The organism is Sphingomonas sp. QA11, assembly GCF_028473665.1.
GTDB classification, from domain to species: domain Bacteria; phylum Pseudomonadota; class Alphaproteobacteria; order Sphingomonadales; family Sphingomonadaceae; genus Sphingomonas; species Sphingomonas phytovorans.
This window is the reverse complement of record NZ_CP098774.1, coordinates 3012805-3035518: the sequence shown is the minus strand read 5'-3', so window position 1 is coordinate 3035518 and position 22714 is coordinate 3012805. Positions and strand designations below refer to the sequence as shown.

The window sequence follows — 22714 nt, the reverse complement described above, 5'->3', positions numbered from 1 at the left end:
CTCCATGTGGATGAGGCGGTTCACGCGGCTTCGCGCACTCGCTCCACGCCCGACACCGAATTCGGCCAGGCTGCCTCGATCTCCACCTCGACCAGATCACCGATCGCCGCGTCCGCGACGAGATGCACCGATTGCAGCCACGGGCTCTTGCCGATCAGCTGGCCGGGCAGCTTGCCCTTGCGCTCAAGCAATATCTCGCAACGGCGTCCGACGCTTGCCTTGTTGAAGGCTTCCTGGTCGCGGTTGAGCGCTGCCTGCAGCCGCTGCAGCCGCTCGTCCATCACCTCGGGCGCAATCTGGTCGTCCATGTCGGCCGCGGGCGTGCCGGGGCGTGGACTGTATTTGAAGCTGAAGGCCTGGGCATAGCCGACCGCATCGACAAGGCTCAGCGTCTCGGCGAACTCGGCCTCGGTCTCGCCCGGAAAGCCGACGATGAAATCGCCCGACAGGGCGATATCAGGCCGCGCCGCGCGGACACGGTCGAGGATACGCAGATAGGAATCGCGGCTGTGGCTGCGGTTCATCGCCTTGAGGATCCGGTCGCTGCCGGCCTGTACCGGCAGATGGAGGAACGGCATCAGCTTCGCGACGTCGCGGTGCGCGTCGATCAGTCCCTGGGTCATGTCGTTGGGGTGGCTGGTGGTATAGCGGATGCGCGCCAGTCCCTCGATCCGGTCAAGCTCGCGGACCAGTGCATCGAGCCCGCCGGCGCGACCCGCGGCATCGTCGCCGGTCCAGGCATTGACGTTCTGCCCGAGCAGGGTGATCTCCCGCGCCCCCGCGTCGACCAGCGCCTTTGCTTCGTCGACGATCGCGGCCCAGGGCCGGCTGACCTCGGCGCCGCGAGTATAGGGTACGACGCAATAGGTACAGAATTTGTCGCAGCCTTCCTGCACGGTCAGGAATGCCGAGGGTGGTACGCGGCGGCGGGCGGGCAGGGCGCCGAACTTGGTCTCGACCGGCATGTCGGTATCGAGTGCTGCCTCGCCCCGGGCGGCCTTCGCGACCAGTTCCGGCAGGTTGTGATAGGCTTGCGGGCCGACCACGATATCCACCTTCGCCCGGCGCACGATCTCGGCGCCCTCGGCCTGCGCGACGCAGCCCGCGACCGCGATCATCGGCGCGCGGCCGTGCTTGCGCAGGCGTCCGATGTCCGAATAGACCTTCTCCGTCGCCCTTTCGCGGATGTGGCAGGTGTTGAGCACGATCAGGTCGGCGGCACTGGCGTCGTCAGTCGCGCTCAGGCCCTCGGCGGCCATGAGCTCGCTCATGCGGTCGCCGTCATACATGTTCATCTGGCAACCGAACGACTTGACGTGAAAGGTCTTTGGGGAGGGTTTCATGATGGCGGCGCTATAGGTCCAGGGGAATGAGGCGGCAAATCCTCTCCATCCCGGGGAGGAACGGGTGCCTCGTAGCGCACTGGTCCGACATCATAGGCGAATGGCCTGATCGGGTGGCCCAGCGTTTTCACCAGCGCTTCCTCGATCCGTCGCCGGCTTTCCGCGGCGATTGCCTTGCGCCCCGGAAAATCGTGCGGATCGAAGGGGTCGAGGAAATGGACCCGCATCCTGAAAGAGCCGCGCCGCGACAGGAGCCGCTTGGCATTGTCCACGCCGGTCTCGACGCCGATCCAGCCGACTTCCTCGCCCATCGCGCCGTAATCGAGCAGCACCGGCTGGACCAGCACGCCCGGCGGAGGCGGCTCGAGCACGCGGAGCATCGAGGTCTTGAAGGGCAGCAGCGACTTGCCGTCGGTCGTCGTTCCCTCCGGGAACACGGTGACCGACCAGTTCTCCGCCAGCGCCTCGCGCAGCTGGTTGATTTGCTCGGCGACGCCCATGCGGTTCTCGCGCTTCACGAAGACCGTGCGGTTGAGCACGGAGAGCCACCCCACCACCGGCGCCGCGCGGATTTCCTCCTTGGCGACGAAGGCGGTACCGCTCTGTCCGGCGATCGCCAGGATGTCGATCCAGCTCAGATGGTTTGAGATGTAGAAGACGTCACGCTTCAGCGGCACGCCGACTCGCTCGACCCGCGCCCCGGCGAATCGCGCCGCCCAGCCGAGAAAGACCTTGGGCCAGGGCGATCCGATACGGAGCAGCCGCCAAAGATAATGGAGCGGAACGGTGATCAGCAGGCCCAGCGCCAGCCCCGACGCGCGCAACGCGATCCGGCCCCAGCCCAGTAAGTCGATTGGTGCGGGATGCCCGGCCGCCGCCTCTGCCCGTCTTCGATCAGCGTCGGTCGACGGGATGGCGCCCCCCGGTTGGGCTTCGGTCAACAGGCCTACGCCTTGCGATCCAGGGCGACGCCGTAAAGCTCCATGCGATGGTCGACGAGACGGAAACCGAGCCGCTCGGCGATCGCCTTCTGCAATTGTTCGAGTTCGGGATCGACGAACTCGATCACCTTGCCGGTCTCGACATCGATCAGGTGGTCGTGATGCGACTCAGGGGCCGGCTCGTAGCGCGAGCGGCCATCGCCGAAATCATGGCGGTCGAGGATGCCCGCTTCCTCGAACAGGCGTACCGTGCGGTACACGGTCGCGATCGAGATGCCGGGATCGATCGCCGAGGCGCGGGCATAGACTTTCTCTACGTCCGGGTGGTCCTCCGCTTCGGAGAGAACGCGCGCGATGACGCGGCGCTGGTCGGTAATGCGCAGGCCCTTTTCATTGCACAGGGCCTCGAGGTCTATCTTGCGTGCCATGGCACGTCATGTAGTCTCTTTGGGCTTATTGATAAAGGGCAACCGACTCGCAATAAGCCGGAGCCCCCCTTTCCGTCGCGGGGAGGGGCAGGGGACTCCGGGGGCCGAATTCTGGGGTCAGCGCGTCTTGCGGCGCTTCGTGCCGAGACCGATCTTCTTCGCCAGGGTGCGGCGCTGTTCGGCATAGTTGGGCGCGACCATCGGATAGTCGGCCGGAAGGTTCCACTTCGCGCGATATTGTTCCGGTGTCATCTGATAGTGCGTCATCAGGTGGCGCTTCAGCATCTTCAGCTTCTTGCCGTCTTCCAGGCACACAATGTAGTCTGGCTTGATCGACGAACGCACCGAAACCGCAGGTTCCTGCTTCACTTCCGGCGCCGGAGCGGTGCCGCCAAGGCCCGAGAGCGCGCCATGCACGTTCGCGATCAGCACCGGCAGGTCCGAAACGGCCACGCTATTGTTGCTGACATGTGCAGCAACAATATCGGCGGTCAGCGTAATCAAGGTTTCCTGCAACTCGCTTTGCGTATCCATTATATTCCTTTCGACCCATTATTCGGTTGCATTGAACTCGCATCCGTGTCTCGCGCTATCCTACTTTGGATCGCAACGTGCAAGTAACAATTGTAGAATCGAAACCGTTTTCAGCAAAGGTCGCGTCGGTAGGTAAAGGCATCAAAAGCCTGTCCTGTGGTGCCCCGGTAGTAGTTACGACGCTCACCAACCTTAACGAAACCTGTACCACGATATAGCTTGATGGCATCATTGCCGTCGCGGACTTCAAGGTGAAGAGTAACTGCACCAGATGTTATGGCATCGGCAATGACGGAACGTAGTAAAGCAGCGGCGATGCCACGACGTCGCATCGCAGGTACAGTCGCCAGCAACAGCAATTCCGCTTCGTCGGCTATGACGCGCGACAGCGCGAAGCCGGCGGGGTCTCCGTCGAGTGTGGCGATGGTCAGCCATACGCCCGGCATGGCGAGAATGCCGAGGCACTGATTGCGGGTCCAGGCCTCACCGAAGCGCGGATCGAACGCTCCCTGCATAAGCTGATCGACCAGGGCGAGATCGGCAATGCTGCCGGAACGCAATTCGATCATATGCAGCATCGTACTCATTGAGCCGGCGCGAGGGGTTTCGCATCGGGCGCCCGGCCGTAGATCGGGCGGGGCGGCAGGGTGACAAGGGGCGGGGACAGCAGCACCGCGTCGGCAGCGCTGGGCAGCGCTTCGGTGAGAGGCGCCGTGTCGTCCAGGGCTTGCAGGAATCGGACGCCATTGCCGATCGCGGGGCGACCCTGCACCAGGGCGAGCGCCGCCTCGGGCTTGAGCGAGGCGAGCGCGGAAACGGGCGCGAGCTGAGCGTCGAAGGCCTGCATGAAGACCTCGCCATGCCCGCCTTCAAGCACGACGGCAAGGCTCGGCCAATCCGGATTTCGCGCGAAACCGGCCGCGGCCACGATGGCCATCGAGGAGTAGCCGAACGCCTCGGCACCCCAGCCGAGCGCAAGCCCGCGCGCGGCGGCAATCCCCACGCGGACGCCGGTGAAACTGCCCGGCCCGCAATCGACCAGGATGCGCGCAGCCCGGCCACCTTCGGGCAGTTCGGCGATCATCGGCACCAGCCGTTCGGCATGGCCGCGACCGACTACTTCATGCCGTGCGCCGATCACCGCCCCATCCTCGATCAGTGCGACCGAGCAGGCGGCGGTGGCCGTTTCGATGACGAGGGTCCGGGCCGTTTCAGGCAATCGTGTTGAACCGTTCGAATTCCGGCCTGGGCAGCCGATCGAAGATCGTCGAAGGGTCGCCGTGGCCCAGGGTCGAGATAAAGTTGGAGTGGACGGCGGGCGTATCGGCGAAGAAGGCTGCATCCACCTTGCCGTTGTCGAAGCCCGACATCGGCCCTGTATCGAGGCCCAGCGCACGTGCCGCGATAATGAAATAGGCGCCCTGCAGGCTCGAGTTCCGCATCGCGGAGGCAACGCGCAGCTCGCTGTTGCCGTCGAACCAGCTCTTGGCCGTCTGGTTGTGCGGGAACAGTTCGGGCAGATGCTCGTGGAAATTGGTGTCCATGCCGAGAATCACCGTCACCGGCGCCGCAAGGATCTTCGGTGCATTTTGCGCGCTGGCACAGGCGGCAAGCTTCGCCTTGGCCTCGTCGCTCACGCACCAGACCAGCCGGGCGGGCAGCTGGTTGGCTGAGGTGGGCCCCCATTTCATGAGGTCCCAGATCGCGTGCAGTTCGCCCTCGGTGACGGGCTCGTCGGTATAGCCGTTATAGGTGCGCGCGACGCGAAAGATCGTGTCGAGCGCCGCGTCGGACAGCTTCTCGCTCATGCGTAATTCCTCGACCAGTGCTGAACAGGGGGTATCCGTTCTCAGCTTTTCACGATCCCGCGACAAATATCCAGAGGCGGATCAGATCGCGCGAACCTCGGTGACCTCGGGAACGTAATATTTGAGCAGCTGCTCGATCCCGTTCTTCAATGTCGCGCTGGACGAGGGGCAGCCGGAACAGGCGCCCTGCATCTGGAGATAGACCTTGCCCTTGTCGAAGCCGCGATAGACGATATCGCCGCCGTCATTCGCGACCGCAGGCCGGATGCGCGTCTCGATCAGGTCCTTGATCTGCACGATGATATCGGCGTCCTCCGGATCTTCGGCGAACATCTCCTCCGCGGCCGGAACCGCAATTCCGCCGGCATTGCCCGGGCGGAACAGCGGCATGTTCGCGCTGAAGTGATCGAGGAGCAGCCCGAGCACATCGGGCTTCAGCCCTTCCCAGGCGACGCCCGGCGCCGCGGTGACCGAGATGAAGTCGCGTCCGAAGAACACGCCGGTCACGTCGCCCAGTCCGAACAACGTCTCTGCCAGCGGTGAGGATTCGGCTTCTTCCGGCGTCGCGAAATCGCGGGTGCCTGCCTCCATGACCATCCGGCCCGGGAGGAATTTGATGGTCGCCGGGTTCGGCGTCGTCTCGGTCTCGATCAGCATGGGTCGCATGTGGGCCGGACGGGCGTCAGGATCAAGGCGCGAAGTGGAAAACCGGGTATCGCCGGGGTTCAGGAGCGCCCGGCTCAAAAGGTGAAGCGCCCGCCCGGCGACAGGACCGCCGCATGCGCATCCTTCACTTCATCGGACACCAGAAGCGGCGTCGGTGGGCGATGCCCTGCATGTCGAGAATCCAATCCGCGCGATGGCGGCCAAAAGGGGAGTTCCTGCGCTGGAAGACACGGCAGCAGTCCCGATGATTGGCGGAGGAGGGGGACGTCAGTTGACGCGGGTCCAGGTCTGCGTCTTGCAAAGGGGAACGAACACGCAGCCGCGCAACTTGAGCTGGTTTGTACCGGCCGGGGTCACGCGGGCATTGTAGGTCTTGCCGTCCTCGGCGTTGTAGATCGTGCCGTCGAGCCAGGTGCCATCGGGACCGGCAGTGAAGCCGTTGAGGATCTGCAGCCCGCGTAGTGGCCGGTTACGCAGCGCGGCATTGGTGTTCCTGCTGTCCGCCAGCGCCGGGTTGGCGCGCAGCGCATCTGAACTGACGATACGCCCGCAGATGGACGCGCCGCAGCGCTGGATCTCCACGATGCCGCCCCGGGTCTCCGTCTTCCACCGTCCGATGGCGATGCTCTGCTGGTCCGCAGGGGCTGGTGATGCGGCCAGCGCCGCCGCCAGAACCATCGTGATCGACATCCTTCAAGATCCTTCTCGTGCAGCATGTGCCGTCGCAGCCACCATTGGCCGCGACGGCGCTTTCGCACGTCTCGCAGGCTCGCGCGGAGCGCTGAACCGTGCTTGACGGGCGTGTGTCCCCTAACGGGTCGCAATGCGACGCGAAACGGGGGAGAGCAGACTATCAGTGCCGCGCCTTCGCCTGGGCGCGCTGCGTCTTGGCTGCCGCGGCGGCGCGGTGATGCCCATACCAGCATCCGGCTACGGCGCCGGCCATGGCATGGCCCTTGCCGACATAGTGGCCGGCAACCGCACCGACGGCGGCGCCCTTCAGGCATCCCTTTGCGAGAGCCGGGGTGGCGGTGGCGGTCATGGCGATTGCGGCGAGCGACAGAGCGATGCGGGACATGGCTGTTCTCCTGTTGATTGGGTGGCTCTTGTCCGATGGTGTGCCGGTCAGACAAGCTTGAGGTCGACGGGCGCGGTGCCCGGGAAGACCATCTCGAGCCGTCGCGCTTCAAGCCCATAATGCCGGGCGAGCAGCCCGCCGGTCAGCGCGCGATAGTCAGTCAGTACCGGAAGGTCGCGGTTCTGGTTGAGCGTTTCCGCGGCGATCTTAACCTGCGGCCCGACGATACGCCCGCCGGCCACCCCGCCGCCCATCACCCAATAGACGCTGCCATGGCCGTGATCGGTGCCCTTGTCGCCATTCTCACGGAAAGTCCGCCCGAATTCGGAGACGACCAGGACGACCGTGCTCGCCCAGGCATCGGGGCCGATCTCGTCGGCGAAGCCGGCCAGCCCGCGACCGAGCTCGCCGATCCGCCCGGCCAGATAACCCTGTGCGCCGCCCTGGTTCACATGCGTGTCCCACCCGCCGACATCGACAAAGGCGAGGTTGAACTGGTCGCGCATCAGCCGCCCGATCCGTCGCGCGGAAAGCTCGAAACCCTTGGGGCTCACCGCACCGCGATTGGCCGCCATCATTTCCTCGGAAATCGACTTGTAGACGGTGTCCCGCACGCTGAAGCCCTGCGCGACCGATCCGCCAAGATCGCTCGCGCCGAGATGCTGGCCCTTGTACATCGCCTCGATCAGTTTCGCCTGGCGCGGGTCGATCGCCGGCTTGCCGATGCCGTTCAGCGCGACATTGGGGATGGCGCGGCTGCCCCCGCGGAAGATCAGCGGCATCTGGTCGGTAAAGGCGATCGGCTTGTCGGTCCCGATCGCCCCGGCCAGACGTGCCATGAAGCCCGATTGATAGTTGCGCGTGCCGCCGATCGGCTGGCCCAGCTCGATCGTGTCCTGAGTCTCGAAATGGCTTCGGCTCATATCGTCGGTGCCGGCAAAGGGCACGAAGGCGATCTGCTTCTTCTGCCACAGGGGCAGGATCGAATCCTTCAGTGCGGGATGCAGGCTCCAGTCGGCATCGAGTGGCAACGCGGCGTCGGGATTGGCCGGATCGGGCTTCTTCAGCGCCAGGGTCGGTCGCGCTGTCGCGTAGAAATCACTGCCGGTCGGCGCGATGATGTTGGCTGCGTCATAGGCGCCGCGGAGGAATACCACGAGCATGCGCGCGCCGCCGGCCTGGGGGGCGGCAAAGGCGCGGCCGGCCAGCACCAGGGGCGCGGCGATCGCTGCGGTCTTGAGCAGGGTGCGGCGGTCGATCATGGTTTCCTCCGACATCAGCGGCGCATGAATTCAGGGGAGGACAGGAACAGCGCGTTCCAGTCCTGCGGCGAGACCGCCTGGTCGAGCGCGGTGTGAGTCGGCGCCGACAGGCGATGTTGCAGGCTGTTGAAATACAGCGCGTTCTGCAGTTGCGGGAAGGCCGGCTGGTCTGTCGCCCCGGGCACGGGCGGCTTGAACAGCCCCGCCGAACTGCCGCCGATCTGCCGCGCGATCTCGAATCGCACGCCAAGCTGCCCCGGCCCGGTCCAGGCGGCCGAGGTCAGCGGATAGCCGTCGGGCGTCTCATGCGCATACAGGCCTTCGCCCATGCGGTTGAGCCAGTTCAGGATCGGCCCGGCATTGGCGATCACGCGGCCGTCATAGGCCATGCGCACCGCCGACACCGCATAATGAATCGGGTCCTTGAACGCGGTGCCGAGCGACGCTTCGAACGCGCGCGATTTGAACAGGGTGCGCAGCACCGCGGCGATGTCGCCGTGGCTGCGCTGGAACGCCGCGGCCATGTCGGAGACCAGCGCGGCGGGCGGCGCATCGCCGATGAAATAGGTTGCCAGGCGTTCGGAGACATGGTGCGCCGTCGCGGGCGAAGCGGCGATCAGGTCAAGTGCCTGTTCCACCTCGTCGAAGCCGGATCCCTTGATGCGGTGGCCGAGAAAGACCTTGTCGCCGAAATCATGCCTCGCCGGGTTGAACTCGAACAGACCAGCCCGGACCAGCAGTGGCTGGAGCGCCGGCTTCAGTTTGGGCGCATCGGGCTTCAGGTCGACGCCGACCCCGGTCAGGATCCGCGCCAGCTCCTGCACGTCCTTCTGGGTATAGCCGGATCCGACACCCATTGAGTGAAGCTCCATGATCTCGCGGGCGTAATTCTCGTTGATATGGCCGGCGGCATTCTGGTCATTGTCGAGATAGCGCAGCATGGCCGGATGGCGCAGCGTCGCCTCGAGCAGATCGCGATAGCGGCCAAGCGCATGCGGGCGGATCGCCTGGTCCTCATAATCGCCGACCATCGCGCGGATGTCGCGCTTGGCCGCCTGGACGTTGAACTGGTTGAACCAGAACCAGGTCATCTGCTCGCGCAGTTGCGCCGGCGAATAGAGATCGCGCAGGATGGATCGGGTCGCTGCCTCGGTGGAGAGCGCCCCGATATGCTTGTTATAGGCGTCGCGCGCCGCTTTCTTCGCGTCGGGATCGGTCAGCGCATTGGCCGCCCGGTTCTCCGCATCGACGGTGACGACCAGCGCCGCCATCGGCGTGCGCGCGATCTCCATCGCATCGACCTGCGCCTGTGCCGCCGCGGGAAGCGGTGCGTCGGCAGACATGCGCAATTGCGCGTCGATCAGATCGGCTGCCTTATGCGCGGTCAGCGCGGCGGCGGACGACGGCGTCGTCCCCCAGGTCACCCGATCGACTATCGCCATGTCCCGTCCATCGCCGCCAGGCGGCGCGGCGGCGCCGGCCAGCAGCACAAGCGACGCCAGGGCGCCGAGGCGGGGTGGGGACGGTAAAAAGGCAAGCGACGGCAACGGCATAAGCATGCAACTCGTTGTCCCGGACGGCTTTCATCGCACCGGCGTGATTGCTGTCGGCTGAACGAACGAGGGATGGCTTCGGATTCGCGAAATCGCGACAGCTCCGCCGGAAGGCCCGGATGTCGGAAGAATATCCGGAATGGTCACAATAAATCGAGCTATCCGGAGAGATTGATTGACGGGTTTGAGGACGTTCGCCAGCAGCGATGTCGAAATGTGACGGACTCCGGTTCGTCGATTCGCTTCGTTCCGGGGGAATGTCATGTCAGGAACGTGTCGGCTGTCGCTGGTCTGGGCTGTGTCCGTGGTGGGGAATCCTCCGCTCGACGTCGCCCGCGTCGAAATTCTCCAAGGAATCACATGATGAGAACCATCCTGAAGTTCGCTGCCATGGCATGGTGCGTCGTGGCGCTGCCGGCGCATGCATCCGACGCATCGAGCGGCACCATCACTCAGCCGCAGGCGACACAAAACGGCGCGGTAATTTTTATGCATGCTGGAACGCGCACGGCGCCGCCATCCTGCGGCGCGGGGTACGCCACGCGCTGGGTGGTCGACGCGAGCACGGTCCAGGGCCAGGCCCAGTTGTCGGTGCTGTTGACGGCATATGCGCTTCGCAAGTCGATCAGTATTCACGGGACCGGTACTTGCTCCATCTGGGGCGATACGGAGACCGTGGGAATCCTGCTGGTCAACGAATGATTCCCGTCGGGTTGTTCCAAAAATCCGTCAGGGACCGCGGCGATGGTGGTCTTGGAAAACTGCGCCGGATCGGCGGCGACGCGAGCAGTGTCGGCCAACTGTTCGGTAGTATGCGGGGGCGCTGCGTCCGCCTCCTGGCTGTAATCTGCAATGGAGCGATGCAATGAAACGGATGCTCGGAACAATGATCGCGTCGATCGCTTTTTTTTCTTCGTCATCGGCGATGGCGAGCGCGCAAACCGGCAAAGTGGTCGATATCTACGTGTCGGCAGGTCCCGATGGATCTGCTTTCATGATGGCTGGAACGCGTACCGGCAAACCGGCATGCGCAACCGAGGACCTGTGGGCAATGGAGCTTCCCAATGGCGACGCTGGCAAAGCGTTGCTGTCTGCGCTCCTGACCGCATATTCAGCTGGTCGCAACTTGATTATCTATGGAACCGGGACCTGTAATTCTGTCATCTCTACGAGAGAGAATATTTCGTATATAAGACTATATTGAAGGCCACCGTGCTGAAGGATTCGGCCGTCAATGGCTGGTCGGGGAAAGCCATTCGTCGTGGCACGACCGTGGCGACCGGCGTCATTGTGTCCTCCATTCGCGAGGTGAAATGGGCGGTAACGGCCGGCATTCCGAATGTCTGCTGAAATGGCGCTAAAAAAACTTCCGTCGCGATTGACGCGAGCCGGTTGCCGCACCACGCTCAGTTCGAGTGATCGCGGTGCCTGTCGTTGGTCTCGGCGGTATCTTCAGGCGCTTTTGCTCACCGGGGGAAATGTCATGCGTATGCGGTATCTGTTGTTGACCGGGGTTGCGTCCGGGGTGTTTGCTGGCAGCGCAGCTTCGGCGGGCGAGACGACCAGATATAGCTATGACGCGCTGGGGCGACTGATATCGAGCAGCCGGACGGGTGGGCCGAGCGACGGCGTCACCATGACCACCTGCTTCGATCCGGCGGGAAACCGGATGCAATACAGCATCGCGACAAGCGGCGTAGCCACGTGCCCGCCATGGACATCCACGCCGACACCTACGCCTACGCCCACTCCGACGCCTACACCCACCCCGACGCCGACTCCCACTCCGACGCCGTCTTCAGTGGCGTTCATCGTCGTGCCCCTGGCCGGCTTCCAACTCATCCCGATCAGTGTTTCGGTCCCCTTGTCCGTTCAATTGCGTACCAGCGCCGCAGCTGCGCCGGTCGGCGACAAGAAGTGAGCGCGACAGGGCTGGCCTGGGCTACGCTCGCCTGTCGGTGGCCAGGCTACTATAAATCGGCACTGCCGCCCTGGTAGTCCGTTTCACTGTCCTCTGGTTTTCATTTTTTTGCGCTGCCATTTATATCTTGGCGATCATGTTCATAATATTGGGTCGGCCGATGTGGGTCTGACGGTGCAGATGAGGACTCATCCGTTTATTTAATGGCGGGCACTTCGATGGATTGTTTTATCGAATTGCAGCCGTGACCATGGATCGGTCGGAAGATGATCGGCTTGTTGGGGGAGGATTGCATGATGCTCAGGAAGGTAATCATGGCTTCGATGGCGATAGCGCTCGTTGGACTATCGGGAAGTCCGGGCTATGCTGGTCAGGCCACGGGCCGGATTGCGACCATAGGCAATTCCGGCGGTAGCAATTATGCTTTCCGTGTCTTTCTGGACAGCGGATTTCCCGGCTTTACTAACAATATGGCGTTCATCAATGCATCGGACGACAATTATCAGACACGCGTGGCAACGCTTCTGACGCTCTATTCCTTAGGCAAAACCGTGCAGATTATTACCATTCCAGTAGCAGGCGGATTTTGCCAAATTGGCGATATCACTTCGCAATAGGGCTCGCATTCTGCTGAAATTGCGCGGCAACGGAACATTGTGCTCCTGGAAAAATCAGCGAGTGAGGTCAATGCAATGAAATATAGAGCTGCTCTTGGATTGATTCTCGTTGCCCTGATCCCCGGCTTGGCGCAGGCGAGCGACACATATTCCGGAAAAATAGCGGTGCTTCAGGTCAATGACACCGGCGCCATGCACTTTCGTGTCGCGCTGAACACCACCATGACTAATTGCGATCTCAATTTCGCGTTCGTGGAAAAAGCTCCACGGTTTACGAAACGTTCGTGGCAACAATGACTATGGCGTATAATCTCGGAAAACCTGTTACTTTGTATGTAAATCCAGAGGTAGCTTGGTACTGCAGAATATTCTTCGTAAACTACCGACGGTCGGCTGAGCGATGGTGGGGCACTACTGGAACAGATGTCTGGATGAACTAAATTGGGGTGGAATCCAGGTTAGCTGGATTAAACGCGAAAGGGTTAAGGAAAATGAAACGTATTTTTCTGAGATTGTTTATTACAACTGCCTCGCTGATACTATCGACACAGGCGCAGGCTGATATAGTGTGTCGTGGAAAGCCGACTTCAGTGGTAGTCGACAGATACTCTTTTGTCGCGACGGATTTCGGGTTTGGATATATTTATTTGTGCAATCTCGATTTTGACGTAACGGCGCCATATTCAGCAATGAAATCTTCGTGTCCTGCACTGCTCAGTCAGGCTATGACGGCCGCAGCATCGGGCAAGGAAATCGGATTGCATTTTACGGGATTGACAAGCTGCTCTGGTATAAGAGCGTCAAGCGGATGGGCCGTACAGCAACCGGGCCAGATGTACTTCTTCCCGTGATTTTTCTCTGGGGTGTCACGCCACTATTTAGAGTGGGTGGCGTTATTCTACCCATTTATCGATCCGGCGAGTGGAAGGCGACCCGTTAGAACTGCGGTCGCGATGTGTGTTTCAACGCTGCAGCAATAGTTGCCTATCTTGTTTCTCGCCAAGTTTGTTTGCCGGGTATCCCCGGCCGCTCCACTCAGTGGAGGCGACCGCCGTCGGGATCTGGCTGTGGCGTGCCAGGGTTTGTAGGGGCAGCTGAAGGATTCGCCAATTCGCCACCACGACGCTGTTGTCATCGCAACAGCGTGTGGCTCGCTGCGACGCATGGCTGGTGTGATCGTGATCAGTCGGCGGGAGCATCGTTCAGGCCGTCGACATCGACGATGCCGGGCGGGGGTTCCTCATGATATGGCGTCTTGAGCCGCTGAGTTGACGCTTTCGCCCGAAGGGGTGCAAAGCCAGCCCGATTTATCGTCCAGCGCAAAATTGGATCGAAAAGGCACGTCGGTCATTACGCTGTGTAACTCTGGACAAGCGAAGTGACTGTGCCTGGGCGGTGCCCAGCTTAGGTACAATTACTATAGCGATCTTACATAGGCGTTAGCCCCGAATCCATTAAGCCGCCATTGCTAAGTACGGAAAAGGCGGAGGTGCCGGATTGATCGGCGTCCGCACGCTATTGGTCGAGGACGGGATTCAGCTATGCGCTTTCGTTCAAGCAGGGGTTTTAATGTCGGTGTCGTTCGCCACAAGGCGCTTGTCGGCGTGGCGATGTGCTCGCTGGTGATGGCCGGTTCGGCCGAGGCGGCGACCCAGGGCTCGCTGGGGGCGACCTCGACCGGCACGGTCAGCATCACCGCCAGCGTCGCCAATCGTGCGCAGATCACCGGGCTTACCGATGTGACCTTCGCCGCCGTCGACCCCGGCAGCGCGGCGAGCAGCGCACAGAGCGATTGCGTGTGGAGCAACACCGCGACCAAGGGGTACAGCATCACCGCGACCGGCAGCGGCACCAGCGGCGCCTTCACGCTCGCCAATGGCGCGTTGAACGTCCCCTATAGCGTACAGTGGAGCTCGAGCGCGGCACAGACCAGCGGCACCGCGCTCACCTCCGGCACGGCGTTGACCGGCCAGACCAGCACCGCCCTGACGCCGACCTGCGTGACGAGTCCTACCACCACATCCAGCCTGATCGTGTCGATCACCTCGACGAACCTGCAGACCATGGTCGCGGGGACAAGCTACACCGGCACGCTGACGCTGCTCGTGACCCCGCAATAAAGGGGCCGGGCAGGGCACCGTCGTTATTCTTTGGAAAATGCGGGGGCCGGATCGGCCGATATCCGCGCAGTTTTGGCTGAAGGCAGGAATTGCATCATGCGCTTTCGTTCAAGCAAGGACTCGGATGTCTCCACCATTCGCCACACGGCACTTGTCGGCGCTGCGGCATGCTCGCTGGTGATGGCCGGTTCGGCCGATGCCGCGACCCAGGGCTCGCTGGGGGCGGCCTCTACCGGCACGGTCAGCATCGCCGCGAGTGTCGCCAATCGCGCGCAGATCACCGGGCTTACGGATGTGAGCTTCTCGGCCGTCGATCCGGGTAGCGACGCCAGCAGTGCGCAGAGCGATTGCGTGTGGAGCAACACGGCGACCAAGGGGTACAGCATCACGGCGACCGGCAGCGGCACCAGCGGCGCCTTCACGCTCGCCAATGGCGCGCTGAGTGTTCCCTATAGCGTGCAATGGAGCTCGAGCGCGGCGCAGACCAGCGGCACCGCGCTCACCTCCGGCACCGCCCTGACCGGCCAGACCAGTACTGCCCTGACACCGACCTGCGTGACGAGTCCCACCACCACGTCCAGCCTGATCGTGTCGATCACGTCGCCGAACCTGCAGAATATGGTGTCGGGGACCAGCTACACCGGCACGCTGACCTTGCTCGTGACGCCGCAATGACCGGCTGAGCGGCGCGCGTGGCACACCGACCATGACCTGCCGCTCCTCCCTGTTTCGAACATTGATGCGGCTCGTTGTGCCGGCGGCCTTTGCGGTGCCGTTGCCAGCGGCCGCGCAGTCGGTGCAGATCACGCATCTCAGCGATCTCGCCTTCGGCACGATCACCAATGTCGGCGTGGACCAGCTCCAGAGCGAATCGGTCTGCGCCTATAGTGGCATATTGGGCGGCCGCTATACCGTCACCGCGAGCGGATCCGGTGCATCGGGCGCGTTCACGCTCGCCAACGGATCGAGCCTGCTGCCCTATGAAGTGCAGTGGTCTGCAACCTCGGGGCAGACATCGGGGACCAGCCTTTCCTCCGGTGCCGCCCTTGCCGGGCAGACCACGCTGCTCAGTTGCCCGGTCCTCCAGACGAGCAATGCCAGCCTTATCGTGATCCTGCGCGCTGCCTCGCTCAGCGCCGCGACGGCGGGCGGCTATGGCGGCACGCTCACGATCGTCCTCGCGCCGGACTGAACGATGCGCGCTCCGGCGACCATCTGTTTCCTGCTTGGCACGGTCGCATCACTGGTCGCCCTTCCGCGTCCGGCCGCCGGGGCTGCCGATCGCGGCACCGGCGCGCCGGTAGTGACTGCCGGCATGCCGAGCGACTTCGCCGATCTCAACCAGTCGCGAAACCTGGTCGCCGACATCTATTTCGGCGGGCGACGGATCGGTCAGTTCGAGATCGAGGCCGATCCGGCGCGGGTCCATATCCTTCATCCCGACCAGGTGGCGGCGGCAATCCCCGACGTCGCCGATCCCGCGGCGATGATCCGCGCCCTGAGCGGTGATCTCGATCCTCATGCGCGTCTTGTGTGCTTCGATACCGCTGCTGCCTGCGAGCGGCCGACGCCCGAACCGGCGGCGATCGTGTTCGACCAGCAACATTTCCGGATCGATCTCTATCTGAACCCGAAACTCCTTCTTGCGCGACCGGTATCGGCCGACCGCTTCCTCGAACCCGATGGCAGGAACATATCGCTGGTGGATACGATCGGCGCCGCCATCGCCGGCGGCAGCGGGCAGCAGGCGGTCTATAATTTTCGCAACCGGGCGGTGCTGGCCGCGGGCAATGGCCGCCTGATCTCGGAGATGTCGGTTTCGTCGGGGCGCGGGCTCGACGTCGATACGCTTGCCGGCCAGCTCGACCGGCCGGATCTTCGCTATGTCGGCGGGCTGTTCTACACGCCCGGCGCGGACCTGGTCGGGCGGCGGCGCATCCTGGGCGTCGGCATCGGATCGCAATTCGATACACGCGCCGATCGCCTGCAATTGACCGGCAGTCCGCTCATCGTGTTCCTCGGCCAGCGCTCACGCGTCGACCTGTACAGCGAGGGAAAGCTGATGAGCTCGCACAGCTTCGAGGCTGGCAACCAGACGCTCGATACCAGCAACCTGCCCGACGGCTCCTATCCCATCGATATCCGGATCGAGGAAGCGAGCGGTGCGACGCGGACAGAACATCGCTTCTTCACCAAAAGCGCGGCGATCGCACCGATCGGCCGGATCATCTTCTTCGCCAATGCGGGGTTGTTGGCGCTGGACCGCCAGGATCGATGGGTGTCGGTGGCGCATACGCCGCTGCTGAGCGCCGGGGTCGCCGGGCGGCTCGGGACACATCTTGCCTGGGACGGTGTGGTGATGGCGACCGATCACAAGGTGCTGAGCGAGGTTGGTCTCACCTATCTCTCCCCGATCGTCCAGACGCGGGTGGCGCTTCTCGGGTCGAGCAGCGGGGATGTCGGGGAGGGCGTGCAGATCGGGTCGACCACCGGCGGCGCGCTGAGCTACAATCTCGATTTCCGCCACGTGCACAGCGGGGACGGGGCCGCGTTGATTCCGTTCGACGATTACATCAACAGCCTGTCATCGCCGTTCGACATCGCCGCGGCCCGCGTGCAGGCATCCAGCCCGAGCTTCACCCAGATCGTCGGCAATCTTTCCTATCACTTGGCTGGCGCGCAGATCGGGATGACCGGATATTATCGCCACGATCAGGGGCACGCCGCCTCCTATGCGGTCGGGCCGGTCGTGCGCTGGCCGATCCTGCATCATGATCGGTTGCAGATGACCTTCGACGGCAGCTATGCCGAGACGAACCAGGGCCATTCCGTCGCCTTTGGTCTCCAGTTGCAGATATTCGGCGGTCGTTCCACGCTGAGTGCGCGCGCCGGGGCGCAGACCGGCATCGGCGGCGGTAATCGCGCCATCGGCGATATCGAGGAGGTCGCGGCGACGATCCAGCGCGACAATGTCATGGGCGGCGAACTGGCCGGTGCCGCAGTGGTGCAGCATAGCGCCGACGGCACGGTGCTCCAGGCGTCCGCCGATCAGCGCGGCCCGATGGGCTATGCGTCGGCGAGCCTGGTCCAGCGCTTTGCCGGTTCGGGCAACGCCACCCAATATGCCATGACGTTGCAGACCTCGATCGCGGCCGGGCTCGGCGGCGGACATGACGTGCTGCGCGTCGGGACGCATGACCAGAATGACAGTATCATCACGGTCGGCATCCGTGGTTCCGCGCGGGATACGCGGTTCCAGGTCATGGTGGACGATGCCGCGCGTGGGGAGATCGGGCCGGGCGAGCACCTGACCCTGGCCGTGACGCCTTATCGCCGGTACAGGGTGCGGATACTTCCGGTGGGCGGCGATCTGGTTGCCTTCGACGCGCAGACCCGGTCGGTCGATGTCTATCCCGGCACGGTCGCGGGGCTCGATTGGAAAGCCGATACGGTGCTGGCAATGTTCGGCCATCTGATACGCGGCGACGGCAGTCCGGTCGCCGATGCCGACATCACCACTGACGGGGCGGTCGCCGCGACCGACCATCGCGGCTATTTCCAGCTCCAGGCATCCGGCGATGCGGAGATCACCGCGCGCGGCGCGGACGGGCAGGCCTGTCGCGCGAAACTGGGCGCGGTGCGGTCGACAAACGGCTATACCGCTCTCGGAGACGTGAAATGCATCTCGTAAAGATAAAGCGGGCACTGGGCGGTATCGCGGCGATCGTGACGATCCCGATGGCATCCGCCGCGCATGCCGGGATCGTGCTGAGCCAGGCAGTCCTTGATATCGGACCGTCCGGGGCGGTGGCGCAGGATATCGATGTCTCGAACGACGGAAAGGAAATCGCCTATGTCGTCGTCGATCCGTCGGAGATCGTATCGCCAGGGGCGGTCGACGAGAAGCGGTTGCCGATCACTGATCCGGGCGTTGGCGGCCTGCTGGTCACGCCGCAGCGCCTGATCCTCCAGCCGGGCGAGCACAAGCTCATCCGGATTGCCGCCGTCGTGCCGCGCGGCGCGGTGGACCGGATCTACCGGGTCACGGTGAAACCGGTCGCCGGGCCGGTGAATGCTCCGGTGACCGCGTTGAAGCTGCTGGTCGGCTATGACGTGCTCGTGATCTATCGCCCCGCCGCCCCGGTCACGAAACTGGTGGGCGATCGGGCTGGTAATGTGCTCACCCTGCGCAATCAGGGGAACAGCAATGTAGAGGTCTATGAAGGCAGGCAATGTGACCCGGCGCCATCCGCCAGCTGCACCAAGCTTCCCGCGAAGCGCCTCTATGCCGGACAGGTCTGGCAGCAGACCCTGACCAGCACCGCGCCGGTCGAATATCGCGTGACCATGGGGTCGACATCGTCGCAACAGCGATTCTGACAGGCCGTTCGGGCCCGCTGCCGCGCGATCAAACGTCCAGTTGCTTCACCGCTTCGTTCCAGGTCTGGATATTGTCGCGCGCCTCCTGAACGAAGGCGGATCGCCGCACGATTCCCAGGAACAGGTCGGCGATCCATTTGCCCGGGCGGTGCAGCGGCCGGGCGAACTGGATCAGCAGCACCACGCGGGTGCCCGCCGTGTCGTTCCACACCTCATGCTGGTAGGTATCGTCGAACACCAGCGTCTCGCCCTCGGACCAGCGCACGATACGGTCGTCAACACGCATCCGCACGTCGCCGTCGCGCGGTACGATCAGGCCGAGATGGCAGGTGATCAGGCCCTTGGTCACGCCGCGATGGTCGGGAATGTGCGTGCCCGGCGCCAGGATCGAGAAGAAGGCGCTGTTCAGTCCGGGAATCCGCGCGACGATCGCTGCGGTCTTCGGGCATTGCTCCAGATTGTCCTCGATCGCGAAGCCATAGCCCCACAGGAAGAAGGACCGCCACATATTGACCGCCGCGATCGCGCGGTGATCGGGGGAGATGGTGGCGAGGCTCGGCGAGGCGTCACCCTGCAACGCGACCGCGATCGCCTCGTCGCGGATGTCGTGCCAGTGCTCGCGCAGCAGGGCGGTCCAGGGAAAGTCGCGCACGTCGAGCACCGGTTCGTTCGAGACGAGCGAGGAGGAAGAAATCAGCCGGTCGAAAAGTCCGCGGAGATGCTTGCCATATTTGATGATCAGCGGCCGGTTGCGTTCCGCCTCAAGCGTCGGGCTGGGGCTGGGCAATCCGGAAATAACGTTGAGATCGGGGATGCGCGTGGTGCGCCCGTCGGACATCTTGCCCGATTTGCGCCACAAAGAGCTGGCGTCCGGTCTCGTCTCGACGCTCATCTGGTACCACGCCTCCGTACACTATCGGCAGCGCACCGGCCCGGAAAAGCCACATATGCGCCATTGTCGAACTCGCCCCGCGATCGGGGAAGGCTGAATGGTTATCGGGCGTCTTCGTCCAAATCGTGGCGAGGGCGTGGTGTTTCACGGCAGGTTCAGCTTTGCCGCACCAACGCTGGTCGCGGCCGGATTACGCCGCTAGGATCGGAACCATGTATTTTACCCCGCGCGTGTTGCGCCTGTCGCTCATTGCCTCGCTCCTGCTCGGTCTGTCGCCGACGGTCAGCGGGCAGACCGTTCCTGCCGCCGCTTCCGGCTCCAACATCGCGAGCCGCGATCCCTGGCTCTACAAGGGCAGCGACATCGTGCCCGATGCCGCCTGGCGCTTCGGCACGCTGACCAATGGACTGCGCTATGCGGTACGGAAGAATGGTGTGCCACCGGGGCAGGTTTCGGTGCGGGTGCGGATCGATGCCGGCTCGCTGATGGAGCAGGACAGCGAGCTCGGCTACGCGCATCTGATCGAGCATCTCTCGTTTCGTGGCTCGGAATTCGTGCCGGATGGGGAGACGAAGCGCGTGTGGCAGCGTTTCGGCGCCACCTTCGGCTCCGACAGCAATGCCCAGACCACGCCGACCCAGACCGTCTACAAGCTTGACCTGCCCAGCGCGACCGAGGCGTCGCTCGACGAGAGCCTGAAGATTCTCGCCGGCATGGTCAGCAAGCCCAATATCACCCAGGCAGCGCTCAATGCCGAACGCCCCGCCGTGCTCGCGGAGCAGCGCGAGCAGCCTGGGCCGCAGGTCCGCCTGTCGGATGCGATGAACGCCCTGTTCTTCGCCGGCCAGCCCTTCGCCGACCGCTCGCCCATCGGTCACACCAAGACGCTCGAGGCGGCGACGTCCGATACGGTGAAGGCCTTCCACGATCGCTGGTACCGGCCCGAACGCGCGGTGGTCGTCGTCTCGGGGGATCTCGATCCGGCGGTGTTCGAACGGCTCGTAGCCAAATATTTCGGCGCGTGGCGCGGCACCGGCCCGGCACCGGCAGAGCCCGATTTCGGCGTGCCCAGCGCGAAGGAGCCGACCACCAGCGCGATCGTCGAGCCCGGCCTGCCGACCATGGCGATGATGGCCGTGCTGCGCCCGTGGAAGTTCAATGCCGATACGGTGGTCTTCAACCAGAACCGGCTGGTCGACATGGTCGCGACCGCGGTGATCAACCGGCGGCTGGAAACGCGCGCCCGCGCCGGCGGCAGCTATCTCTCGGCGCGGGTCGGGCTTGACGATCCGGCGCGATCGGCCAACGTCACCTTCGTTCAGGTCGCGCCCGTCGGCGACGATTGGGAAGCCGCGCTGAAGGATGTGCGCGCGGTGATCGCTGATGCGCAGGCCGCCCCGCCATCCCAGGCGGAGATCGATCGCGAACTGGCGGAACAGGGTATCGCCTACAAGACGATGGTCGATACCGCGCGCGCCGATGCCGGCAGCAAGCTCGCCGACGACATGGTCCAGGCAGTCGATATCCGCGAGACGACGACCAGCGCGGCGGTGATCCAGAACGTGTTCCTCGAAGCACGGCGCAAGGGCATGTTCTCGCCGGCGCGAATCCTCGCCTCGACGAAGAAGATCTTCGAAGGCACCGCCACCCGTGCGATCGTCAGCGCGCAGAAGCCGGAGAGCAATGCAGCGACCAGGCTCGCGGCAGTGCTAGGCGCCGATGTGAAGGGCGTCGCCGGAATCCGCAGCGCCCAGGCCGCGGTGGATTTCTCGAAGCTCCCGCGGCTCGGCCCGCCGGCTAAGGTGGTCGCTCGCAAGAAGATTTCCGAATTCGGGCTTGAACAGGTCCAATTCTCCAACGGCGTCAGGCTGATGGTCTATTCGACCACGTCGGAGGCCGACCGGGTCTATGTCCGCGTGCGTTTCGGCGGCGGTTTCAACGCGCTGCCGGCCGATCGTGAATCGCCCGCCTGGGCGGCCAACTATGCGCTGATCGCCGGCGGTATCGGCAAGCTCAAGCAGGGCGATATCGACGCGATGGCCGCGGGTCGCCGCATCGGCCTCGATTTCGACGTCGACGACGACGCGTTCCAGCTCGCCGCCATGACCTCGCCGCGCGACCTGTCCGATCAGCTCCGTCTGATGGCCGCGAAGCTTGCCGCGCCCGGCTGGGACCCGAGCCCGCTGGCCCGCGCGAAGACCGCCGTGCTCGCCAATTATGCCGGGCTCGAATCCTCGCCCGACGGCGTGCTCGCGCGCGATCTTGACGGACTCCTCCGCGCCGGTGATCCGCGCTGGGGCACGCCGACCCGTGACGAGATCCGCAATACCACGCCCGAGGCGTTCCGCGCCTTGTGGGAGCCGCTGCTCGCGACCGGCCCGATCGAGGTGCAGGTGTTCGGCGATATCGGCACTGACAAGGCGATCGACGCGGTCGCGCGTACCGTCGGCGCGCTGAAGCCGCGCGCGGCCGAAGCGCAGCCCGTGCCGCCGGTCCGCTTCCCAGCGCACAACGCCACGCCCGTGGTCCGCACGCATGACGGTCCGGAGAACCAGGCGGCGGCGGTGATCGCCTGGCCGACCGGCGGTGGGGTCGACGGGATCGCCGAGAGTCGCCGCCTCGACGTGCTTGCTGCAATCTTCAGCGACCGTTTGTTCGATCGCCTCCGCTCGGAGGCTGGCGCAAGCTACAGCCCCAACGTGTCGAGCAGCTGGCCGATCGGTTTGCCGAGCGGTGGCCGCCTGATCGCGGTCGGCCAGGTCGCGCCGGTCAATCTCCCGCTGTTCTTCAAGCTCTCGCGCGAGATTGCCGCCGATCTGGTCGCCAATCCGGTCAGCGACGACGAGCTGAAGCGGACGATCGGCCCGATGACTCAGGCGCTGATGCGCCAATCGACCGGCAACCAGTTCTGGATGCTCCAGCTCGAAGGCGCGACCTATGATCCACGCCGCATCGCCGCGTTCCGCAGCGTGCTCAGCGACATATCGACGATGACGTCGGCCCAGCTCCAGGAAACGGCGCGCAAATATCTCCGGCCCGACACCGACTGGACGATGGAGGTCATCCCGAAATCCACTGCGGGAACGATCGCCTCGACGAAATGATATTCCTCCCCGGCACGGGGAGGGGGACCGCGCGCTTCTTCAGCGCGTGGTGGAGGGGGGCTTCCGC

The 22714-nt window shown here is 64.0% G+C and carries 25 protein-coding genes; 11 read left to right on the top strand and 14 right to left on the bottom strand.

Annotated elements, in window-relative coordinates:
• Positions 1–20: 20 nt before the first annotated feature.
• The 12 genes from miaB to NDN01_RS13940 form a co-directional block, all read right to left on the bottom strand.
• Positions 21–1343: a tRNA (N6-isopentenyl adenosine(37)-C2)-methylthiotransferase MiaB gene (miaB, locus tag NDN01_RS13995; protein WP_272622145.1), complete on the bottom strand. Its 1323-nt coding sequence runs from the start codon at positions 1341–1343 to the stop codon at positions 21–23.
• Positions 1340–2284, bottom strand: coding sequence for a lysophospholipid acyltransferase family protein (locus tag NDN01_RS13990; protein ID WP_443025120.1), 945 nt, complete (start codon positions 2282–2284; stop codon positions 1340–1342). Before NDN01_RS13990 ends, miaB begins: the two co-directional genes overlap by 4 nt.
• Before the next feature lie 5 nt (positions 2285–2289).
• Positions 2290–2712, bottom strand: a complete 423-nt coding sequence (locus NDN01_RS13985) for a Fur family transcriptional regulator (protein WP_272622143.1) — start codon at positions 2710–2712, stop codon at positions 2290–2292.
• Between the two features lie 117 nt (positions 2713–2829).
• Positions 2830–3246 carry a MucR family transcriptional regulator gene (locus NDN01_RS13980; RefSeq protein ID WP_272622141.1) on the bottom strand — a complete coding sequence of 139 codons (417 nt, stop codon included), beginning with the start codon at positions 3244–3246 and terminating at the stop codon, positions 2830–2832.
• A 110-nt stretch (positions 3247–3356) separates the two neighbouring features.
• Positions 3357–3833: a GNAT family N-acetyltransferase gene (locus tag NDN01_RS13975; RefSeq protein WP_272622139.1), complete on the bottom strand. Its 477-nt coding sequence runs from the start codon at positions 3831–3833 to the stop codon at positions 3357–3359.
• Positions 3830–4465, bottom strand: coding sequence for a tRNA (adenosine(37)-N6)-threonylcarbamoyltransferase complex dimerization subunit type 1 TsaB (tsaB, locus tag NDN01_RS13970; protein WP_272622137.1), 636 nt, complete (start codon positions 4463–4465; stop codon positions 3830–3832). Before tsaB ends, NDN01_RS13975 begins: the two co-directional genes overlap by 4 nt.
• Positions 4458–5054 (bottom strand): malonic semialdehyde reductase, encoded by a 597-nt coding sequence (locus tag NDN01_RS13965; protein WP_272622135.1) that lies wholly within the window; start codon positions 5052–5054, stop codon positions 4458–4460. The genes tsaB and NDN01_RS13965 overlap by 8 nt, the downstream gene beginning before the upstream one ends.
• An 81-nt stretch (positions 5055–5135) precedes the next feature.
• Complete coding sequence (locus NDN01_RS13960) at positions 5136–5711, bottom strand: NifU family protein (RefSeq protein WP_272622134.1); 576 nt, start codon at positions 5709–5711, stop codon at positions 5136–5138.
• A gap of 276 nt (positions 5712–5987) precedes the next feature.
• Positions 5988–6410, bottom strand: coding sequence for a DUF2147 domain-containing protein (locus NDN01_RS13955; protein ID WP_272622132.1), 423 nt, complete (start codon positions 6408–6410; stop codon positions 5988–5990).
• Positions 6411–6573: 163 nt separating this feature from the next.
• The gene (locus NDN01_RS13950; RefSeq protein ID WP_272622130.1) at positions 6574–6798 is read right to left on the bottom strand and encodes a hypothetical protein; all 225 of its coding nucleotides are present in this window, start codon (positions 6796–6798) and stop codon (positions 6574–6576) included.
• A 47-nt stretch (positions 6799–6845) separates the two neighbouring features.
• Positions 6846–8060, bottom strand: coding sequence for a DUF1501 domain-containing protein (locus NDN01_RS13945; RefSeq protein ID WP_272622128.1), 1215 nt, complete (start codon positions 8058–8060; stop codon positions 6846–6848).
• Positions 8061–8074: 14 nt separating this feature from the next.
• On the bottom strand, positions 8075–9619 hold the full coding sequence (locus NDN01_RS13940) for a DUF1800 domain-containing protein (protein ID WP_272622126.1): 1545 nt from the start codon (positions 9617–9619) through the stop codon (positions 8075–8077).
• A 354-nt stretch (positions 9620–9973) separates the two neighbouring features.
• On the opposite strand from NDN01_RS13940, the gene NDN01_RS13935 reads away from it, so the two are divergent.
• From NDN01_RS13935 to NDN01_RS13925, 3 genes are all read left to right on the top strand, one after another.
• Positions 9974–10315: a hypothetical protein gene (locus NDN01_RS13935; protein ID WP_272622124.1), complete on the top strand. Its 342-nt coding sequence runs from the start codon at positions 9974–9976 to the stop codon at positions 10313–10315.
• A gap of 163 nt (positions 10316–10478) precedes the next feature.
• The gene (locus NDN01_RS13930) at positions 10479–10817 is read left to right on the top strand and encodes a hypothetical protein (RefSeq protein WP_272622122.1); all 339 of its coding nucleotides are present in this window, start codon (positions 10479–10481) and stop codon (positions 10815–10817) included.
• Positions 10814–10963 carry a hypothetical protein gene (locus NDN01_RS13925; RefSeq protein ID WP_272622120.1) on the top strand — a complete coding sequence of 50 codons (150 nt, stop codon included), beginning with the start codon at positions 10814–10816 and terminating at the stop codon, positions 10961–10963. Before NDN01_RS13930 ends, NDN01_RS13925 begins: the two co-directional genes overlap by 4 nt.
• 222 nt (positions 10964–11185) lie before the next feature.
• On the opposite strand, the gene NDN01_RS13920 is transcribed toward NDN01_RS13925, so the two are convergent.
• Positions 11186–11455, bottom strand: a complete 270-nt coding sequence (locus NDN01_RS13920) for a hypothetical protein (RefSeq protein ID WP_272622118.1) — start codon at positions 11453–11455, stop codon at positions 11186–11188.
• Positions 11456–11800: 345 nt separating this feature from the next.
• Here NDN01_RS13920 and NDN01_RS13915 point away from each other — a divergent pair, with 345 nt between their 5' ends.
• The 7 genes from NDN01_RS13915 (at position 11801) to NDN01_RS13885 (ending at position 18651) form a co-directional block, all read left to right on the top strand.
• Complete coding sequence (locus NDN01_RS13915; RefSeq protein WP_272622116.1) at positions 11801–12151, top strand: hypothetical protein; 351 nt, start codon at positions 11801–11803, stop codon at positions 12149–12151.
• 39 nt (positions 12152–12190) lie between these two features.
• Positions 12191–12448 carry a hypothetical protein gene (locus tag NDN01_RS13910; protein ID WP_272622114.1) on the top strand — a complete coding sequence of 86 codons (258 nt, stop codon included), beginning with the start codon at positions 12191–12193 and terminating at the stop codon, positions 12446–12448.
• A 1244-nt stretch (positions 12449–13692) separates the two neighbouring features.
• Positions 13693–14271 (top strand): hypothetical protein, encoded by a 579-nt coding sequence (locus NDN01_RS13905; RefSeq protein ID WP_272622113.1) that lies wholly within the window; start codon positions 13693–13695, stop codon positions 14269–14271.
• Positions 14272–14367: 96 nt separating this feature from the next.
• The gene (locus tag NDN01_RS13900) at positions 14368–14946 is read left to right on the top strand and encodes a hypothetical protein (protein ID WP_272622111.1); all 579 of its coding nucleotides are present in this window, start codon (positions 14368–14370) and stop codon (positions 14944–14946) included.
• A gap of 61 nt (positions 14947–15007) precedes the next feature.
• Entirely contained in the window at positions 15008–15463 is a 456-nt protein-coding gene (locus tag NDN01_RS13895; protein WP_272622109.1) for a hypothetical protein, read from the top strand.
• A gap of 3 nt (positions 15464–15466) precedes the next feature.
• The gene (locus NDN01_RS13890) at positions 15467–17962 is read left to right on the top strand and encodes a TcfC E-set like domain-containing protein (RefSeq protein ID WP_272622107.1); all 2496 of its coding nucleotides are present in this window, start codon (positions 15467–15469) and stop codon (positions 17960–17962) included.
• Positions 17950–18651, top strand: a complete 702-nt coding sequence (locus NDN01_RS13885; protein ID WP_272622105.1) for a fimbrial biogenesis chaperone — start codon at positions 17950–17952, stop codon at positions 18649–18651. The genes NDN01_RS13890 and NDN01_RS13885 overlap by 13 nt, the downstream gene beginning before the upstream one ends.
• Before the next feature lie 28 nt (positions 18652–18679).
• Here the strand turns inward: NDN01_RS13885 and NDN01_RS13880 are convergent, their stop codons facing one another.
• Positions 18680–19489, bottom strand: a complete 810-nt coding sequence (locus NDN01_RS13880; protein WP_272622103.1) for an aspartyl/asparaginyl beta-hydroxylase domain-containing protein — start codon at positions 19487–19489, stop codon at positions 18680–18682.
• 266 nt (positions 19490–19755) lie between these two features.
• Between NDN01_RS13880 and NDN01_RS13875 the strand changes: the two genes are divergently transcribed.
• On the top strand, positions 19756–22647 hold the full coding sequence (locus NDN01_RS13875; protein ID WP_272622102.1) for a M16 family metallopeptidase: 2892 nt from the start codon (positions 19756–19758) through the stop codon (positions 22645–22647).
• The last annotated feature ends 67 nt before the right edge of the window (positions 22648–22714 follow it).

What these genes read in the sequence shown, in the direction of transcription:
- NDN01_RS13945 (WP_272622128.1), bottom strand. Translation starts at nt 8,060, where the DNA reads ATGATCGACCGCCGCACCCTGCTCAAGACCGCAGCGATCGCCGCGCCC.
- NDN01_RS13900 (WP_272622111.1), top strand. Translation starts at nt 14,368, where the DNA reads ATGCGCTTTCGTTCAAGCAAGGACTCGGATGTCTCCACCATTCGCCAC.
- NDN01_RS13980 (WP_272622141.1), bottom strand. Translation starts at nt 3,246, where the DNA reads ATGGATACGCAAAGCGAGTTGCAGGAAACCTTGATTACGCTGACCGCC.
- NDN01_RS13885 (WP_272622105.1), top strand. Translation starts at nt 17,950, where the DNA reads ATGCATCTCGTAAAGATAAAGCGGGCACTGGGCGGTATCGCGGCGATC.
- NDN01_RS13930 (WP_272622122.1), top strand. Translation starts at nt 10,479, where the DNA reads ATGAAACGGATGCTCGGAACAATGATCGCGTCGATCGCTTTTTTTTCT.
- NDN01_RS13950 (WP_272622130.1), bottom strand. Translation starts at nt 6,798, where the DNA reads ATGTCCCGCATCGCTCTGTCGCTCGCCGCAATCGCCATGACCGCCACC.
- miaB (WP_272622145.1), bottom strand. Translation starts at nt 1,343, where the DNA reads ATGAAACCCTCCCCAAAGACCTTTCACGTCAAGTCGTTCGGTTGCCAG.
- NDN01_RS13915 (WP_272622116.1), top strand. Translation starts at nt 11,801, where the DNA reads ATGATCGGCTTGTTGGGGGAGGATTGCATGATGCTCAGGAAGGTAATC.
- NDN01_RS13960 (WP_272622134.1), bottom strand. Translation starts at nt 5,711, where the DNA reads ATGCTGATCGAGACCGAGACGACGCCGAACCCGGCGACCATCAAATTC.
- NDN01_RS13985 (WP_272622143.1), bottom strand. Translation starts at nt 2,712, where the DNA reads ATGGCACGCAAGATAGACCTCGAGGCCCTGTGCAATGAAAAGGGCCTG.
- NDN01_RS13875 (WP_272622102.1), top strand. Translation starts at nt 19,756, where the DNA reads ATGTATTTTACCCCGCGCGTGTTGCGCCTGTCGCTCATTGCCTCGCTC.
- NDN01_RS13905 (WP_272622113.1), top strand. Translation starts at nt 13,693, where the DNA reads ATGCGCTTTCGTTCAAGCAGGGGTTTTAATGTCGGTGTCGTTCGCCAC.
- NDN01_RS13920 (WP_272622118.1), bottom strand. Translation starts at nt 11,455, where the DNA reads ATGAGTTGGAAGCCGGCCAGGGGCACGACGATGAACGCCACTGAAGAC.
- NDN01_RS13955 (WP_272622132.1), bottom strand. Translation starts at nt 6,410, where the DNA reads ATGTCGATCACGATGGTTCTGGCGGCGGCGCTGGCCGCATCACCAGCC.
- NDN01_RS13880 (WP_272622103.1), bottom strand. Translation starts at nt 19,489, where the DNA reads ATGTCCGACGGGCGCACCACGCGCATCCCCGATCTCAACGTTATTTCC.
- NDN01_RS13965 (WP_272622135.1), bottom strand. Translation starts at nt 5,054, where the DNA reads ATGAGCGAGAAGCTGTCCGACGCGGCGCTCGACACGATCTTTCGCGTC.
- NDN01_RS13890 (WP_272622107.1), top strand. Translation starts at nt 15,467, where the DNA reads ATGCGCGCTCCGGCGACCATCTGTTTCCTGCTTGGCACGGTCGCATCA.
- NDN01_RS13940 (WP_272622126.1), bottom strand. Translation starts at nt 9,619, where the DNA reads ATGCTTATGCCGTTGCCGTCGCTTGCCTTTTTACCGTCCCCACCCCGC.
- NDN01_RS13935 (WP_272622124.1), top strand. Translation starts at nt 9,974, where the DNA reads ATGATGAGAACCATCCTGAAGTTCGCTGCCATGGCATGGTGCGTCGTG.
- NDN01_RS13975 (WP_272622139.1), bottom strand. Translation starts at nt 3,833, where the DNA reads ATGAGTACGATGCTGCATATGATCGAATTGCGTTCCGGCAGCATTGCC.